We start from the raw sequence: 13,468 nt of genomic DNA, 5'->3' as shown, positions 1-13,468 counted from the left end.
TCAACAGCCGGGGCTTTGTCAGCTGCGCCATCGCAATCAGTGCACGCGGATGTTTTCCGCCTGATAGCTGGAAGGGAACATCACTGAGCCGGGCGCACAGCAGCAGAAATCCGGAAAGAAGCCAGGCGGGTCTGTTCTCCTCTCCGCATTCAGGGACGGGACGGTTCAGCGTGATAACGCTGGAAATAGTCTGTCAGTGTTTCCGGTCGCAGCGGACGGCTGAAGATATAGCCCTGCAGATGCGTCACCCCACGATTAATCAACCAGGCTGCCTGCTCGCGGGTTTCGACCCCTTCGGCCACACTCTTCAGGTTGAGCTGCTTCGCCAGCTGCAGCACGGAATCCAGTACCGGTGAGGCCAGCGTCTCCGTTCTGATGCTCTGGACAAAGCCACGATCGATTTTCAGGTAATCAAACGCATAACGTTCAAGATAAATCAGCGCGCTGTGGCCAGTGCCGAAATCATCAATCGCGATATGAATCTGCTGCTGATGCAGCCAGTCGAACTGTTCGCCGACGTTGTCGTCGCTCAGCATGGCCCGCTCGGTGATCTCAAACACGTAATTAAAGTGAGCCGCAGGCATGGTATCCAGCCAGTGCAGGACATCCTGGCGGAAACTGCTGTCAGCCAGATGCAGTGGCGAAATGTTGAGACTAAGACAGGCGTTGCGGGGAATAGTATGGCATAGCCGATGCGCGTCGCGTGACACCAGCTGAAACAGATGCCGGGTCAGGGGAATAATCAGGTCATGTGACTCGGCATAGTGAATAAATATATCGGGCGGAATCGGGCCTCTGGTCGGATGGGTCCAGCGCAGTAACGCTTCCATGCCATAGGGCTGACCATCGTGTGAGGTCACCAGCGGCTGATATTCAACGTGAAACTCGCCGCGCTTCATGCCCTGAATCAGTGCTTTGCCCGGACACAGATAGCTCGACAAGAGCAGCCAGCAACCCCCGGCGACCAGCAGCGACAGCAGCAGACTGCTGAAGAGAATAGCCTCATAGTCACTGAACGCCAGCGTGGAGCCGTAGAGCGTCAGCTGCAGCGGATAGCCTGCCAGTCCCTGCTGATTCAGCGGTGTCGGCAGATTATGGCTCTCCATAATACCGGGTTGCCAGCTGGTCAGGGCGCTGCGTGGGTCGGACAGCGCCATACCGGTAATTTCCGGTCGCATCGACACCATCAACTGATAGGGCGCCAGCGTGATATTCAGCGTGGCGAAGACGCCTGACTGCTGGTTGCCCGGATTTTTAATCCACAGTGCAAGCGCCGGTTTACTGGGCTGCAGCGGCGTGCCGGGCATCAGCCGCAGATCGAGTTCGCGAGAGAGATCACTGAGCGGTGCAATCACACTGAGCGGCAGACTGAAGCTGCCGGTCGCCGAGGAGCAAAACGCGTTGCCGTCGTTGACCAGCAGGATAGCGCGGAGATTCCCGGCGAAGGCGGCGCGTGAGGTGAGTTCACGATTAATGGTATGGCAGGCGGTCTGGGTAAACGGAAGCAGGGGGCTGAGGGTACTGTTAAGCAGCGAGGAGAGCGTCTGCTGTAATGCCGTGCGGCTTTTTTCCAGCAGTTGCTGATGCTGCCGCTCGCGTTTCTGCCAGGTCTGGTGAAGCGAGAGCGTGGCAAATAAGAGAAAAAATAAGCCGCCTGCCATCGCGCTACTCCATGCGATACGGCGAGGATAGTTGGTATGGCGCCGCAGCGCCCCCGACAGTGGCATGAGGAGCTTCCCCTGATCAAATTATTATTATGTTATTACGCACGACTGCTTCGGTTTAAGCGACCGAGAATATAACGAGATCGTCCGGTATGTCTTGTTATTAATCTGAAATGCAATGCTTTTATCTTATGTCACGCCTGTTGCACAGAACAGGCAAAAAAAAACGCTGCATAAGCAGCGTTTTCTGTTCTCTGGCTGAGAGAAGATCGAAGGTGATTATCAGCTCGGGTTACGGCTCAACACACGACGTCCTTCACGGTAACGCTTTTTCCAGTAGTCATCATTGAGACTGGAGATCATTACACCGCTGCTGGTCGAGGCATGAACGAAGTTGTCATTGCCCAGATAGATGCCCACATGGCGGCCGGTTGAACCGGCGCGGAACATCACCAGATCGCCAGGACGCAGTTTATTGCGGGTAATCTCTCTGCCGGTGTCCTGCTGCTCAGAGGTGGAGCGCGGGAGTTCTAAGCCAAACTGATCGCGGAAAGTACGCTGAACAAAGGCGGAACAATCAATCCCGCGTTTGGTATCGCCACCGAGGCGATAGCGCACACCTTTCCAGACGGCGTATTGTTCCATGATGCGCGACTTCACGTCGACATTACGCACCATTTCTTCAAACTCATCCTGAGACGCCTGAAGTAAAAAACCATTCTGGTTGTTAACTTCATGATTCTCGTTATTCGCGTTTTGACTGCTATGAGTACTGCTACAAGCTGAGAGGAGTGTTGCCAGCGCCAGTGCGGGCACGATCCGCAAAATATATCTCAGTATTGGTTGAGACTTGACCATTATTCGGGTTTTCCTTCGGGTTCCTTACGACACAATTGTCGTCAGCCAGATGACAAAGCAGGGAGATTAATAAGCGAGACAGACTAAGACAAATCCTTAATTACTAAAATGTGTTAATGGACACATTTTAATGTAAAAAAATCTGGTTTTTCTGACGCTTTGGCCTCACTGCGATTGAGGTTAACTGATTACAGACGCTGTGGCGAGTGCTTTTAATCAATTTCACATAGGTTTTTTTGATGAGAATCAAAACGTAACATAATGACTAATTTAGCGACAATTATGAGCAAATGATGGTGAGAACAGGCGGTAATACGGGCGTCAATTCAGCGCATCGCCGCATTTCCGGGATTTTCTGGGTGGACAATAGCGTGGGGCGAGGATTTAACCAGCTTGCGGAAAAGATAACCTTTTCTTTTCGCCATATTAATTAGCAGGCTAATAGTGAGGGGCTGTTTTTTATAAGCGCGGCAGGTTCAGCGTAAAACGATTAAACCGACCGCGCTTATCATTTACATCGCGGGCTTATATTTTCCCGGTAAGTTGCGATAAAACCAGTTAACCAGCATGTCGCTGGCTGGCGTTAATAGCCACCAGCTCAGACCGACCAGTACGACCGATAGCGATCCCACGGCAATATCAGTAAACCAGTGTGCGCCGGCCATAACGCGCGGCAGCGAAAATAGCACCACAATCGCGGCGGCAATTGAAAAACGGCGGAAGCCAAAATAACGCCACATAAAGCAGGCAAAAATAATCAGCATCATGCCGTGGTCGCCAGGAAAGCTATCTTTCGACGCATCTTTAGCCGGGATGCCGGTCAGTTCGCTGACACGATGTACATTCTCAAAAAACAGGGTCGGACTGGAATGTTTCACCGGCAGCAGATGGCCAAGCTGATTAAGGATGACAGCCGTCAGCAGCATGGTGATGCCGATCGCCAGCATCCGACGACGCGCCGGAGGTGTCTCCTGCCGCCAGATTGACAGATAGAGCAGGCCCATCGCCAGCAGTGACACGACATCAAAACCCCGGAAGTTGGTCATCGCGACGATCAGCGCAAACAGCGGGTGGGTCACCATCTGGTTATTGAAACCATAAAAGATCGTTTTATCGATGCCGAACCAGAAACCGTGTTGCGGCGGCAGATACCAGGACAGAAACAGCACAACACCCAGTGCATTAAGCAGCAGGATGGTAACAAGGCGGGTTGCGCGCATAGGTAAACTCATTTCAAAAAATAACCGCCGATAATACCTTTACTAGCGTAAACGGCACTTCAACAACGCCGATTGTAGTCGATTCCAGTCAGCCTGCTGAGAATGAATGACTTCAATACGGCTGTCAGGGGGCGATGCAGCAGAGGTTTCACTGTGCAGGGCTTTTGCCTCGCCGTTAATACGCATTGTGCCTTCGGCCGTGTGCATCACGCCCTTTATCCGATCGACCTGCGCCTGCTGTGCCCACGCCAGCAGGGCCGCGCTGTCGAACCGGGTGTCGCCATCGAATAGCCAGCCGCAGGCGTTATAGCCCTGACCCTGATTCAGCGACCGGCGCCAGCGCGCACCGCCTTCCAGTCGCAGCGCTGCTACGCCGCTGGCAGGGGCTGCCGGATGATGATGGTGCGGAAGCGGGAGTTCGCGGGGCTGGTGGGGCGCATCAAGCAGATAAAGGGGAATGCGACCAGATTCTGTTTCTGTCACAGGACGCGGGGACTGGCTCTGCTGCAGCCAGTCAGTCAGCCGCTGGCGATCCTGCCTGTCCCATAAGTCACGCTTGCTCGCGATGATAATATCGGCGGCCGCCAGCTGATCGCGAAAGTTTTCATTGGCAACGATACGCGGATCGGCGAGCTGGCGGGGATCAAGAAGGGTCAGGGTAGCATTCAGCTGCAGCCAGCTCTGATAGACCGGGGCCTGTAGCATCTTCAGTATCTGGCGCGGATGGCCCAGACCAGTGGGCTCGATCAGCAGCCGGTCCGGCTTATCCTTCAGCAGCAGATTCAGCCCGACCTGCATTGGCAGGCCATTCACGCAGCACAGGCAGCCGCCGGGGATCTCTTTGACGATTGCGCCACGATCCGCCAGCAGTGCACCATCAATGCCGATCTCGCCAAATTCGTTAACCAGCACCGCCCACGTTTCGTTCTGTGGCCGGTTGGCCAGCAGATGACAGAGCAGCGTGGTTTTTCCGCTGCCCAGAAAACCGGTAATCAGATTAACGCGTGTCATGGTGCGGGCTCCTGCCTGAAATAGCTGATTAATGTTATATTATAACACGATTACGCCCGCGCCCGTGACAGCTTAATCAGCACGGCTCATGTAGCGGCGTTCAGCGATATGAATACGGATACGATCGCCATTGCTAAGGTATTCCGGAACCTGAATAGAAAGACCAGTACTCATCCCGGCGGGTTTGGTGCGGGCGCTGGCGGAAGCGCCTTTAATGCCAGGCGAGGTATCGACGATCTCCATATCCACCGTCTGTGGCAGTTCCAGGGCAATTACCTGGCCATCCATCGTCAGAACATGAATGCCGGGGATACCGCCTTCAGGGATAAACAGCAATTCGTCTTCGATCTGGTCCTGCTTAAAGGAGTAGGGCGTATAATCCTCATCATCCATAAAGATATATTCGTCACCATCTATATAAGAGAAGGTGACGCTGCGGCGGCTGAGCGAAATCGCATCGATAATCTCGTCGCCCTTGAAGCGCTCTTCCACTTTTAAACCGGTGCGGACATCGGTAAAGCGCATTTTGTACAGGGTCGCCGCACCGCGTGCGCTGGGGCTCTGGACATCAATATCTTTAACCAGCAGCAGTTTGCCGTTGTGCGTGACGGCCATCCCTTTTTTGATTTCATTGGCTTTTGGCATTGCTGTTCTCGCTATCATGAGAGTGAAGTGCGCGCAACGTTACTCGCGCCAGTGAAAACTGGCAATATCACGGATGCGAAATTTTGTGTCAGGCCGCGGCTTTCATGGTAATTGCCGTCCCGGACTGCTATTGTCAGCGCCTCTTTTTCTGCCGGAGCACAGCATGCAATGTCGTAGCCAATGCGGTGCCTGCTGCACAGCACCCTCTATTTCATCGCCTATCCCCGGCATGCCTGACGGCAAGCCCGCCAACACGCCCTGTGTTCAGCTGGACGACGATCTTCGCTGCAAATTGTTCGGTTCGCCGCTACGGCCTGCCGTCTGCGCTGGTCTCCAGCCTTCATTCAGCATGTGCGGGCAGTCGCGCCAGCAGGCGATGACCTATCTGCTGAAACTTGAAGCCGACACCGCCCCCTGAAAAGGCTGATATAGCTGATATAGCTGACGCTGTTTTTCTGCGCCGCCGGGCGTGACAGCAACAGCGTCAGCCTGACTCTCCGCTGATCCGCTTCCTGCCCCTGAAATGTGCGTAATGTCAAAAATCTGTTACGCCGTTTACGCATTTTCTTGCCTGACGAAAGCAGCTGCTTCACAATTCCTGAAACGTTTCAGCGTTGACAGCGTCAGCAGGCACAGACGGCAGGGCGCAAAAATCTGTTCATTAGCTGAAACGATTCAATCTCAGCAAGCGAGGAGAATTATGTTCCAGCTCGAATTGCAGGCCATCCATACCGGAGCCAGCGCCCAGAACAAAGAAGAGGCCATTCGTCAGGTTGCTGCCGCGTTAACCGCGGCAGGCAATGTGGCTGAAGGCTATGTCAACGGCATGCTGGCGCGCGAACAGCAGACCTCAACCTTTCTTGGCAACGGCATCGCAATCCCACACGGCACGACCGACACCCGCGATCTGGTGCTGAAAACCGGCGTTCAGGTGTTTCAGTTTCCACAGGGCATAGCCTGGGGCGAGGATCAGACGGCCTATGTGGCTATCGGGATTGCCGCAAAGTCAGATGAACATCTGGCGCTGCTGCGTCAGCTGACCCATGTGCTCAGCGATGACTCCATCGCTGAACAGCTCAAAACCGCCTCTGCTGAAGATCTTCGTGCGCTGCTGATGGGCGAAAAACAGGCCGCTGAATTCAGCTTCGACACCTCACTGGTTACGCTTAACGTCGCCGCCAGCGATTTGATTACCCTGCAGGCGATGAATGCCGGCAGACTGCAATCCGCAGGCGTGGTTGATGCCAGCTACGTCGCCGATGTCATCTCAACCCCGCCGCTGAGCCTGGGACAGGGCATCTGGCTCAGCGACAGCAGCCTGGGCAATCTGCGCAGCGGCGTGGCCGTCAGCCGTACCGAGCACGCCTTTGAACATCAGGGCGAACCGGCGTCGATGCTCATCAGCGTGTCAGCCACCGATGAACGTCCGCTGGACGTGCTGGGTTACCTCAGCGCGCTGCTGCAGCAGGGCAAAGCTGACCGTCTGCTGAAAGCTGATGCGGCGGGTGTTTACGCCCTGCTGACCAGTGAAGTCGATGAGCAGGCTGAAGTCCTGACCGCCGAATTTACTATCCGCAACGAACATGGCCTGCATGCCCGTCCGGGCACGGCGCTGGTCAGTGTGATCAAGCAGTTCAACAGCGACATCACCGTGACCAACCTCGACGGCAGCGGTAAACCGGCTAACGGTCGCAGCCTGATGAAAGTCGTGGCGCTGGGCGTGAAGAAAGGCCATCGCCTGCGCTTTACCGCCAGCGGTGAAGATGCCCAGCAGGCGCTGAGCGCGATTGAAGAAGCGATCACCAGCGGTCTGGGTGAGGGGGCAGCATGAGCAGACGTGTCGCCACCATTACGCTGAATCCGGCGTATGACCTGGTGGGATATACCCCTGAAATTGAACGCGGCGAAGTCAATCTGGTGAAAACTACCGGACTGCACGCGGCGGGCAAGGGGATCAACGTCGCCAGAGTTCTGAAGGACCTGGGTATTGATGTCACCGTCGGTGGCTTTCTGGGTAAAGAGAATCAGGATGGCTTTCAGCAGCTCTTCAGCGAGCTGGGCATTGCCAACCGTTTCCAGGTGGTGCCGGGCCGGACCCGTATTAACGTTAAACTCACCGAACAGACCGGTGATGTGACCGATCTGAATTTCTCCGGTTTTCAGGTCACGGCGCAGGACTGGGATCGTTTTACCAGCGATTCACTGACCTGGCTGGGCCAGTTCGATATGGTCTGCGTCAGTGGCAGCCTGCCAGAAGGCGTGGATCACGAGGCTTTTACCCGCTGGATGACCGAACTGCGAACCCATTGCCCCTGCATCATTTTCGACAGCAGCCGCGAGGCGCTGGTGGCGGGCCTGAAAGCCGCGCCATGGCTGGTGAAACCTAACCGCCGTGAGCTGGAGATCTGGGCCGGGCGTAAGCTGCCAGCGTTGCAGGATGTGATTGGTGCGGCGCACGAGCTGCGCGAGCAGGGCATCGCCCATGTGGTGATCTCGCTGGGCGCAGAAGGCGCACTGTGGGTCAACGCGTCAGGCGAATGGATTGCGAAACCGCCGGTGTGCGACGTCGTCAGCACCGTCGGTGCAGGTGACTCTATGGTAGGCGGGCTGATCTATGGCCTGCTGATGCGTGAATCCAGCGAGCACACGCTGCGTCTTGCGACAGCGGTGGCGGCCATGGCCGTCAGCCAGAGCAACGTTGGTGTGTCCGATCGTACTCAGTTGGCCGCGATGATGGCGCGTGTCGACTTACAACCCGTTAACTGACAGCAGGAGAGCGATAATGAAAACGCTGCTGATTAAAGACCCTACACTGGGACTGGCTTCCGCCTTTATGGCGCAACAACGTCTGGCTGCCGCTGCAGCGGCGGCGGGCCTGACCCTGACTGAAAATCCTGCCGACGCAGATCTGGCGATTGTGCTGGGCAAAAAGGTGCCGGACGATGCGGCGCTGAATGGCAAGCTGGTCTGGCTGGGCGATCTCCAGCTGGCGGTCAGCGAGCCGGAAAACTTCCTCAACCGGGCGAAGGCAGAAGCCAGAACCTGGCAGGCGCCAGCTGCGGCGGTAACACCAGCGGCAGCGTCAGCGGCGACTCCGGCGCAGGCGGGAGCACCGAAACGCGTGGTTGCTGTGACAGCCTGTCCGACCGGCGTCGCGCATACCTTTATGGCGGCCGAGGCGATCCAGGCCGAGGCGACCCGTCGCGGCTGGTGGGTCAAGGTTGAAACCCGCGGTTCCGTGGGTGCCGGTAACGCTATCACGCCGGAGGAAGTGGCGGCTGCCGATCTGGTAATCGTGGCGGCGGATATCGAAGTGGATCTGGCGAAATTTGCCGGTAAGCCGATGTACCGCACCTCTACCGGCCTGGCGCTGAAGAAAACTGCGCAGGAGCTGGATAAAGCGGTCACAGAAGCGAAGCCTTATAAAGTCGCTGCCAGCGGCCAGAGCACGGCAAACAGCGAAGAAGAGAAGAAGCAGGGCGGCGCGGGCGCCTATCGCCACCTGCTGACCGGGGTTTCTTACATGCTGCCGATGGTGGTGGCGGGTGGTCTGAGTATCGCCCTGTCGTTCGCCTTTGGTATCACCGCCTTTAAAGAGCCAGGCACCCTGGCTGCCGCACTGATGCAGATCGGTGGAGGCAGTGCTTTCGCCCTGATGGTACCGGTGCTGGCGGGCTTTATCGCCTTCTCCATCGCAGATCGTCCGGGTCTGACACCGGGTCTCATTGGCGGCATGATCGCCACCAGCATCAACGCAGGTTTCCTGGGCGGGATTATCGCAGGCTTCATTGCCGGTTATGCGGCGAAGCTGATTAGCGGCAAAGTGAAACTACCGCAGAGTATGGAAGCGCTGAAACCGATACTGATTATTCCGCTGTTCGCCAGCCTGATCACCGGCCTGCTGATGATCTATGTAGTCGGTAAACCGGTGGCGGGTATCATGAGCGGCCTGACGCACTGGCTGGCAAACATGGGTACAGCGAATGCGGTCCTGCTGGGTGCGATTCTGGGTGGCATGATGTGTACCGACATGGGTGGCCCGGTGAACAAGGTGGCCTACGCGTTTGGTGTCGGCTTACTGAGTTCGCAGACCTATGCACCGATGGCCGCCATCATGGCAGCCGGTATGGTGCCGCCGCTGGCGATGGGCCTGGCAACCCTGGTTGCCCGTCGTAAATTCAACAAAGGTCAACAGGAAGGCGGTAAAGCGGCACTGGTGCTGGGTCTCTGCTTCATCTCTGAAGGTGCGATTCCGTTTGCTGCCCGTGACCCGATGCGCGTTCTGCCATGCTGTATCATTGGTGGCGCAGTGACCGGTGCAATCTCTATGGCGATTGGTGCCAAACTGATGGCCCCGCACGGCGGACTCTTTGTTCTGCTGATCCCAGGCGCGATTACGCCGGTTGTAGGCTATCTGATGGCGATTGTCATCGGCACCGCGATTGCCGGTCTGAGCTATGCGGTTCTGAAACGTCCGGAAGAGCAGCTGGCGAAAGCCTGATACGCTGAAGTGAAATAAACAGGGAGCCAGATGGTTCCCTGTTTGCTTTTCAGACGGCAAGTAAGCCAGAAGCGATAGGCACATGCGTATGGCGCAGAGCATAGCGTGCCGGAGAGGGCGTTATCTGCACCTTCACGCAGGGCGTATGCGCCCTTAGCCTGCACAAAGCTGACATAATAAAGGAGCCTTCAGGCTCCCTTTTTTATCCCTGCTGCTCGGCTTTCAGCCAGGCAATCTCATCTTTCCAGATATCAGGGTTGATGGTTTCCAGAATCAGCGGGATCCCGTCAAACCGGGCATCTTTCATCAGCCAGCTGAACACCGTCCTGCCGATGTTGCCTTCACCCAGGCTGTGGTGGCGGTCAACGCGACTGTCAAACGCGCTTTTGGCATCGTTGAGGTGCATACCGCGCAGATAGCCGAAGCCCACGACGCGCTCAAACTCGCTGAAGGTCGCTTCACAGTCGGCTTCGGTACGCAGGTCATAACCGCCGGCAAACGCATGGCAGGTATCGATGCAGACGCCGACGCGCGACTTGTCTTCGACATGCTCAATAATGGTCGCGAGGTGCTCGAAGCGGAAGCCCAGGTTACTGCCCTGGCCTGCCGTATTTTCAATCACGGCGGTGACGTTCTGCGTCTGGTCGAGGGCGACGTTAATCGACTCGGCGATCCGCTTCAGGCAGGCTTCTTCTTCAATCTGATGCAGATGGCTGCCGGGATGGAAGTTCAGCAGCGTCAGGCCCAGCTGATCGGCCCTGCGCAGTTCATCGATAAAGGCCGCCCGGGATTTCTCCAGCGCCTCCTCAACCGGATGACCGAGGTTAATGAGAAAACTGTCGTGCGGCAGGATTTGCTGCGGGCTGAATTTGTACGTCTCGCAGGCGGCGCGAAAAGCATCAATCATCTCTGTGGAGAGCGGGGCGGCCTTCCACTGACGCTGATTTTTAGTAAAGAGGGCGAAGGCGGTGGCTTCCAGTTCATGGGCGCGGATCACGGCCTGATCCACGCCCCCTGCCGCACTCACATGTGCGCCGATATATTTCATTCCTTTCTCCTGGGGCTATGCATGGATGAACCGGCATGATACCTGATGGCATCAGCCCATGAAATGTTGTACCAGCAGATTGAGGGTGCCGCCGCCCACGATTAACCAGCCAAAGACCATCGCGCCCAGTAGCAGCGGCCTGACGCCCGCCTCGCGCAGTGCCCCGAAACGGGTGGTCAGTCCCAGCGCGGCCATCGCCATGGCAAGCAGCAATCCGGCGAGCTGATTCAGCGAGCTCACCAGCGCCGCAGGCAGCAGCTGGAGTGAGTTAACCAGGGCAACAGCAATAAACAGCAGCGCGAACCAGGGAAACGTCACCGGCTGACGGGCGTTGCCCGCATGGCGTCTGCCGCGAATGACTGCACCGAGGCAGAGCAGGAACGGGGCCAGCATCATCACCCGCAGCATCTTCGCGATCACTGCACTGTTTTCCGCCGCCGGGCTGATGCTGTGGCCAGCGGCCACTACCTGCGCCACTTCATGGATGGTAGAGCCGGTGAAGACCCCAAACTGCGCTGCACTCAGCCCCGGAAACAGATGATGAGCCAGCGGCCACAGCAGCGGATAGATAAAGATCGCCAGGGTGCCGAACAGCACCACGGTGGCGATAGCCACCGCGACTTTTGACGGCGCGGCTTTCACTACCGGTTCGGTTGCCAGCACTGCCGCCGCACCGCAGATGCTGCTGCCAGCCCCAATCAGCCAGACGGTATCGCGATCCAGCTTCAGCAGCCGGATGCCCAGCAGACAGGTCACCATGAACGTACTGCTCAGCGTCAGCGCATCGATCAGGATGCCGCTGAAACCGACATCAGCAATCTGTTGTAAAGTGATACGAAAGCCAAACAGGATAATGCCCAGCCGCAGCAGCTTCTGTTTCGCCAGTACCACGCCGCGGTCGCAGCGGGAGGCCACCAGGGGATAGACGCTGTTGCCAGCCACGATGCCCAGCATAATTGCCAGGGTCAGCGAGCCCAGTCCCAGCGACGCGATCAAAGGCTGCTGTGCCAGCCAGCTGGCCGCAGCGGCAATGACGGCGGTCATCAGCAGGCCGGGGAACCAGAGCGCGATAGGGTGATGCGGTTTAGCGAGGCTCAGTTCGGTCATGGTAGTCACTCCTTCTGGTGGAGTCGTGATCATGAAGGCAACTGGCTTAAAAGTGAAATTGATAATATATTTATAATTGACCAGAATAAACGATAAGGCAGCTGTCATGTTAGTGTCACGTCTGCGCCGCTGGGCGACGCTGATCAAACGGGATGTGTTTGTGCTGGGATTCGCTTTTCGCGACCCGCGCACGCCCTGGTGGAACAAGCTGGGGATGCTGGGGCTGGTTGCCTACGGCATCAGCCCAATCGATCTTATTCCGGATGTCATTCCCTTTGTGGGGCTGCTGGATGACGCAGTGATTATCCCGAGGGGCGTCATGCTGCTGCTACGGTTACTGCCGAAAGAGGTACGCCTCAGCAGCCTCGCGCGGGCAGAAGCGCAGCGCAGCCGCGGCAAAAAGATCGCCGGCTGGCTGGTGGCGATTGGGCTGATCTGGCTGGCGCTGATCGTCTGGCTCGTCAGGCAATCACTGAGTTAAGAGGCAACGATGCACATTACGCTGCGACAGATTGAAGTGTTTACCGAAGTGCTTAAGAGTGGCTCCACCACCCAGGCGTCCCAGCTGCTGGCCCTGTCGCAGTCGGCGGTCAGCGCGGCGCTGGCCGATCTGGAAAATCAGCTTGGGGTGCAGCTGTTTGACCGGGTCGGCAAACGGCTGGTGCTGAATGAACATGGGCGGCTGCTCTATCCGCGTGCGGTGGGGCTGCTGGAGCAGGCAGGCGAGATCGAGCAGCTGTTTAAAGAGGATAACGGCGCCATTCGCATTTCCGCCAGCAGCACCATCGGCAACTATCTGCTGCCCGGCATGATGGCGGCTTACCGCCGCGATTTTCCCGGCCTGCCGCTGGAACTGAGTGTGGGCAACAGCCAGGATGTGATTCAGGCGGTGTCCGATTTCCGCGTGGATGTGGGGCTGATTGAAGGGCCGTGCCACATGACCGAGCTGGTCAGTGAACCCTGGCTGGAGGATGAGCTGGTGGTGTTTGCCGCGCCCGATGCGCCGATTCTGCAGCAGCCGGTGACGCTGAAAACCCTGGCAGACGCCCCATGGATCCTGCGCGAACGCGGCTCCGGCACCCGGGAAATTGTCGATTATCTGCTGCTGTCTCATCTGCCGAGTTTTCAGCTGGGAATGGAGCTGGGCAATTCCGAAGCCATTAAACATGCGGTGCGGCACGGCATGGGGATCAGCTGCCTGTCGCGCCGGGTGATAGCCGATCTGCTGGAGGCGGGCACGCTGACCGAACTGGTGATCCCGCTGCCGCGGCTGACCCGCACGCTCTACCGTATTCATCACCGGCAGAAGCATATTTCCAAAGCCCTGACGCGCTTTCTCTCCTACTGTCGTGAGTGACTGCTAATAATCCGGCCACGATCATGAACTTAACTAATAACAGCATGGCATCGCTAT

At 57.1% G+C, this 13,468-nt stretch carries 13 protein-coding genes; 6 read left to right on the top strand and 7 right to left on the bottom strand.

The annotated features are described in order from the left end of the window. Positions 1-149 precede the first annotated feature (149 nt). The 5 genes from ACLHDD_RS09395 to yeiP all read right to left on the bottom strand — a co-directional run bounded on the left by ACLHDD_RS09395 (position 150) and on the right by yeiP (position 5,398). Positions 150-1,727 carry a cyclic di-GMP phosphodiesterase gene (locus ACLHDD_RS09395; RefSeq protein ID WP_427103906.1) on the bottom strand — a complete coding sequence of 526 codons (1,578 nt, stop codon included), beginning with the start codon at positions 1,725-1,727 and terminating at the stop codon, positions 150-152. Between the two features lie 219 nt (positions 1,728-1,946). Continuing rightward, entirely contained in the window at positions 1,947-2,522 is a 576-nt protein-coding gene (gene mepS / locus ACLHDD_RS09390; RefSeq protein WP_427103905.1) for a bifunctional murein DD-endopeptidase/murein LD-carboxypeptidase, read from the bottom strand. 512 nt (positions 2,523-3,034) lie between these two features. Beyond that, positions 3,035-3,742, bottom strand: coding sequence for a phosphatase PAP2 family protein (locus tag ACLHDD_RS09385; RefSeq protein WP_427103904.1), 708 nt, complete (start codon positions 3,740-3,742; stop codon positions 3,035-3,037). A gap of 42 nt (positions 3,743-3,784) precedes the next feature. Beyond that, the gene (locus ACLHDD_RS09380) at positions 3,785-4,753 is read right to left on the bottom strand and encodes a CobW family GTP-binding protein (RefSeq protein ID WP_427103903.1); all 969 of its coding nucleotides are present in this window, start codon (positions 4,751-4,753) and stop codon (positions 3,785-3,787) included. 72 nt (positions 4,754-4,825) lie between these two features. Further along, positions 4,826-5,398, bottom strand: a complete 573-nt coding sequence (gene yeiP / locus ACLHDD_RS09375; RefSeq protein ID WP_427103902.1) for an elongation factor P-like protein YeiP — start codon at positions 5,396-5,398, stop codon at positions 4,826-4,828. A gap of 163 nt (positions 5,399-5,561) precedes the next feature. Between yeiP and ACLHDD_RS09370 the strand changes: the two genes are divergently transcribed. The 4 genes from ACLHDD_RS09370 (at position 5,562) to fruA (ending at position 9,899) form a co-directional block, all read left to right on the top strand. After that, the gene (locus ACLHDD_RS09370) at positions 5,562-5,816 is read left to right on the top strand and encodes a YkgJ family cysteine cluster protein (protein WP_313653969.1); all 255 of its coding nucleotides are present in this window, start codon (positions 5,562-5,564) and stop codon (positions 5,814-5,816) included. A 282-nt stretch (positions 5,817-6,098) separates the two neighbouring features. Further along, positions 6,099-7,229, top strand: a complete 1,131-nt coding sequence (gene fruB, locus ACLHDD_RS09365) for a fused PTS fructose transporter subunit IIA/HPr protein (RefSeq protein WP_427103901.1) — start codon at positions 6,099-6,101, stop codon at positions 7,227-7,229. Further along, the gene (gene fruK / locus ACLHDD_RS09360) at positions 7,226-8,164 is read left to right on the top strand and encodes a 1-phosphofructokinase (protein ID WP_427103900.1); all 939 of its coding nucleotides are present in this window, start codon (positions 7,226-7,228) and stop codon (positions 8,162-8,164) included. The genes fruB and fruK overlap by 4 nt, the downstream gene beginning before the upstream one ends. A gap of 16 nt (positions 8,165-8,180) precedes the next feature. Continuing rightward, positions 8,181-9,899, top strand: coding sequence for a PTS fructose transporter subunit IIBC (gene fruA / locus ACLHDD_RS09355; RefSeq protein ID WP_427103899.1), 1,719 nt, complete (start codon positions 8,181-8,183; stop codon positions 9,897-9,899). A gap of 202 nt (positions 9,900-10,101) precedes the next feature. Here the strand turns inward: fruA and nfo are convergent, their stop codons facing one another. Together nfo and ACLHDD_RS09345 are read right to left on the bottom strand one after the other, a co-directional pair. Next, positions 10,102-10,947, bottom strand: coding sequence for a deoxyribonuclease IV (nfo, locus tag ACLHDD_RS09350; protein ID WP_427103898.1), 846 nt, complete (start codon positions 10,945-10,947; stop codon positions 10,102-10,104). A 51-nt stretch (positions 10,948-10,998) separates the two neighbouring features. Further along, a complete protein-coding gene (locus tag ACLHDD_RS09345; protein WP_427103897.1) occupies positions 10,999-12,054 on the bottom strand; it encodes a YeiH family protein in 1,056 nt (351 codons plus the stop codon). Positions 12,055-12,160: 106 nt separating this feature from the next. On the opposite strand from ACLHDD_RS09345, the gene ACLHDD_RS09340 reads away from it, so the two are divergent. Beyond that, positions 12,161-12,535 (top strand): YkvA family protein, encoded by a 375-nt coding sequence (locus ACLHDD_RS09340; protein WP_427103896.1) that lies wholly within the window; start codon positions 12,161-12,163, stop codon positions 12,533-12,535. 9 nt (positions 12,536-12,544) lie between these two features. Next, positions 12,545-13,411 (top strand): DNA-binding transcriptional regulator YeiE, encoded by an 867-nt coding sequence (gene yieE / locus ACLHDD_RS09335; RefSeq protein ID WP_427103895.1) that lies wholly within the window; start codon positions 12,545-12,547, stop codon positions 13,409-13,411. Positions 13,412-13,468: the final 57 nt, after the last annotated feature.

This window comes from Pantoea sp. NSTU24 (genome assembly GCF_050157905.1).
Lineage (GTDB): Bacteria > Pseudomonadota > Gammaproteobacteria > Enterobacterales > Enterobacteriaceae > Pantoea.
This window is presented reverse-complemented; position numbering and strand designations above follow the sequence as displayed.

Coding starts and splice junctions, on each gene's coding strand:
- ACLHDD_RS09395 (WP_427103906.1), bottom strand. CDS start 1,727: ATGCCACTGTCGGGGGCGCTGCGGCGCCATACCAACTATCCTCGCCGT.
- mepS (WP_427103905.1), bottom strand. CDS start 2,522: ATGGTCAAGTCTCAACCAATACTGAGATATATTTTGCGGATCGTGCCC.
- ACLHDD_RS09385 (WP_427103904.1), bottom strand. CDS start 3,742: ATGCGCGCAACCCGCCTTGTTACCATCCTGCTGCTTAATGCACTGGGT.
- ACLHDD_RS09380 (WP_427103903.1), bottom strand. CDS start 4,753: ATGACACGCGTTAATCTGATTACCGGTTTTCTGGGCAGCGGAAAAACC.
- yeiP (WP_427103902.1), bottom strand. CDS start 5,398: ATGCCAAAAGCCAATGAAATCAAAAAAGGGATGGCCGTCACGCACAAC.
- ACLHDD_RS09370 (WP_313653969.1), top strand. CDS start 5,562: ATGCAATGTCGTAGCCAATGCGGTGCCTGCTGCACAGCACCCTCTATT.
- fruB (WP_427103901.1), top strand. CDS start 6,099: ATGTTCCAGCTCGAATTGCAGGCCATCCATACCGGAGCCAGCGCCCAG.
- fruK (WP_427103900.1), top strand. CDS start 7,226: ATGAGCAGACGTGTCGCCACCATTACGCTGAATCCGGCGTATGACCTG.
- fruA (WP_427103899.1), top strand. CDS start 8,181: ATGAAAACGCTGCTGATTAAAGACCCTACACTGGGACTGGCTTCCGCC.
- nfo (WP_427103898.1), bottom strand. CDS start 10,947: ATGAAATATATCGGCGCACATGTGAGTGCGGCAGGGGGCGTGGATCAG.
- ACLHDD_RS09345 (WP_427103897.1), bottom strand. CDS start 12,054: ATGACCGAACTGAGCCTCGCTAAACCGCATCACCCTATCGCGCTCTGG.
- ACLHDD_RS09340 (WP_427103896.1), top strand. CDS start 12,161: ATGTTAGTGTCACGTCTGCGCCGCTGGGCGACGCTGATCAAACGGGAT.
- yieE (WP_427103895.1), top strand. CDS start 12,545: ATGCACATTACGCTGCGACAGATTGAAGTGTTTACCGAAGTGCTTAAG.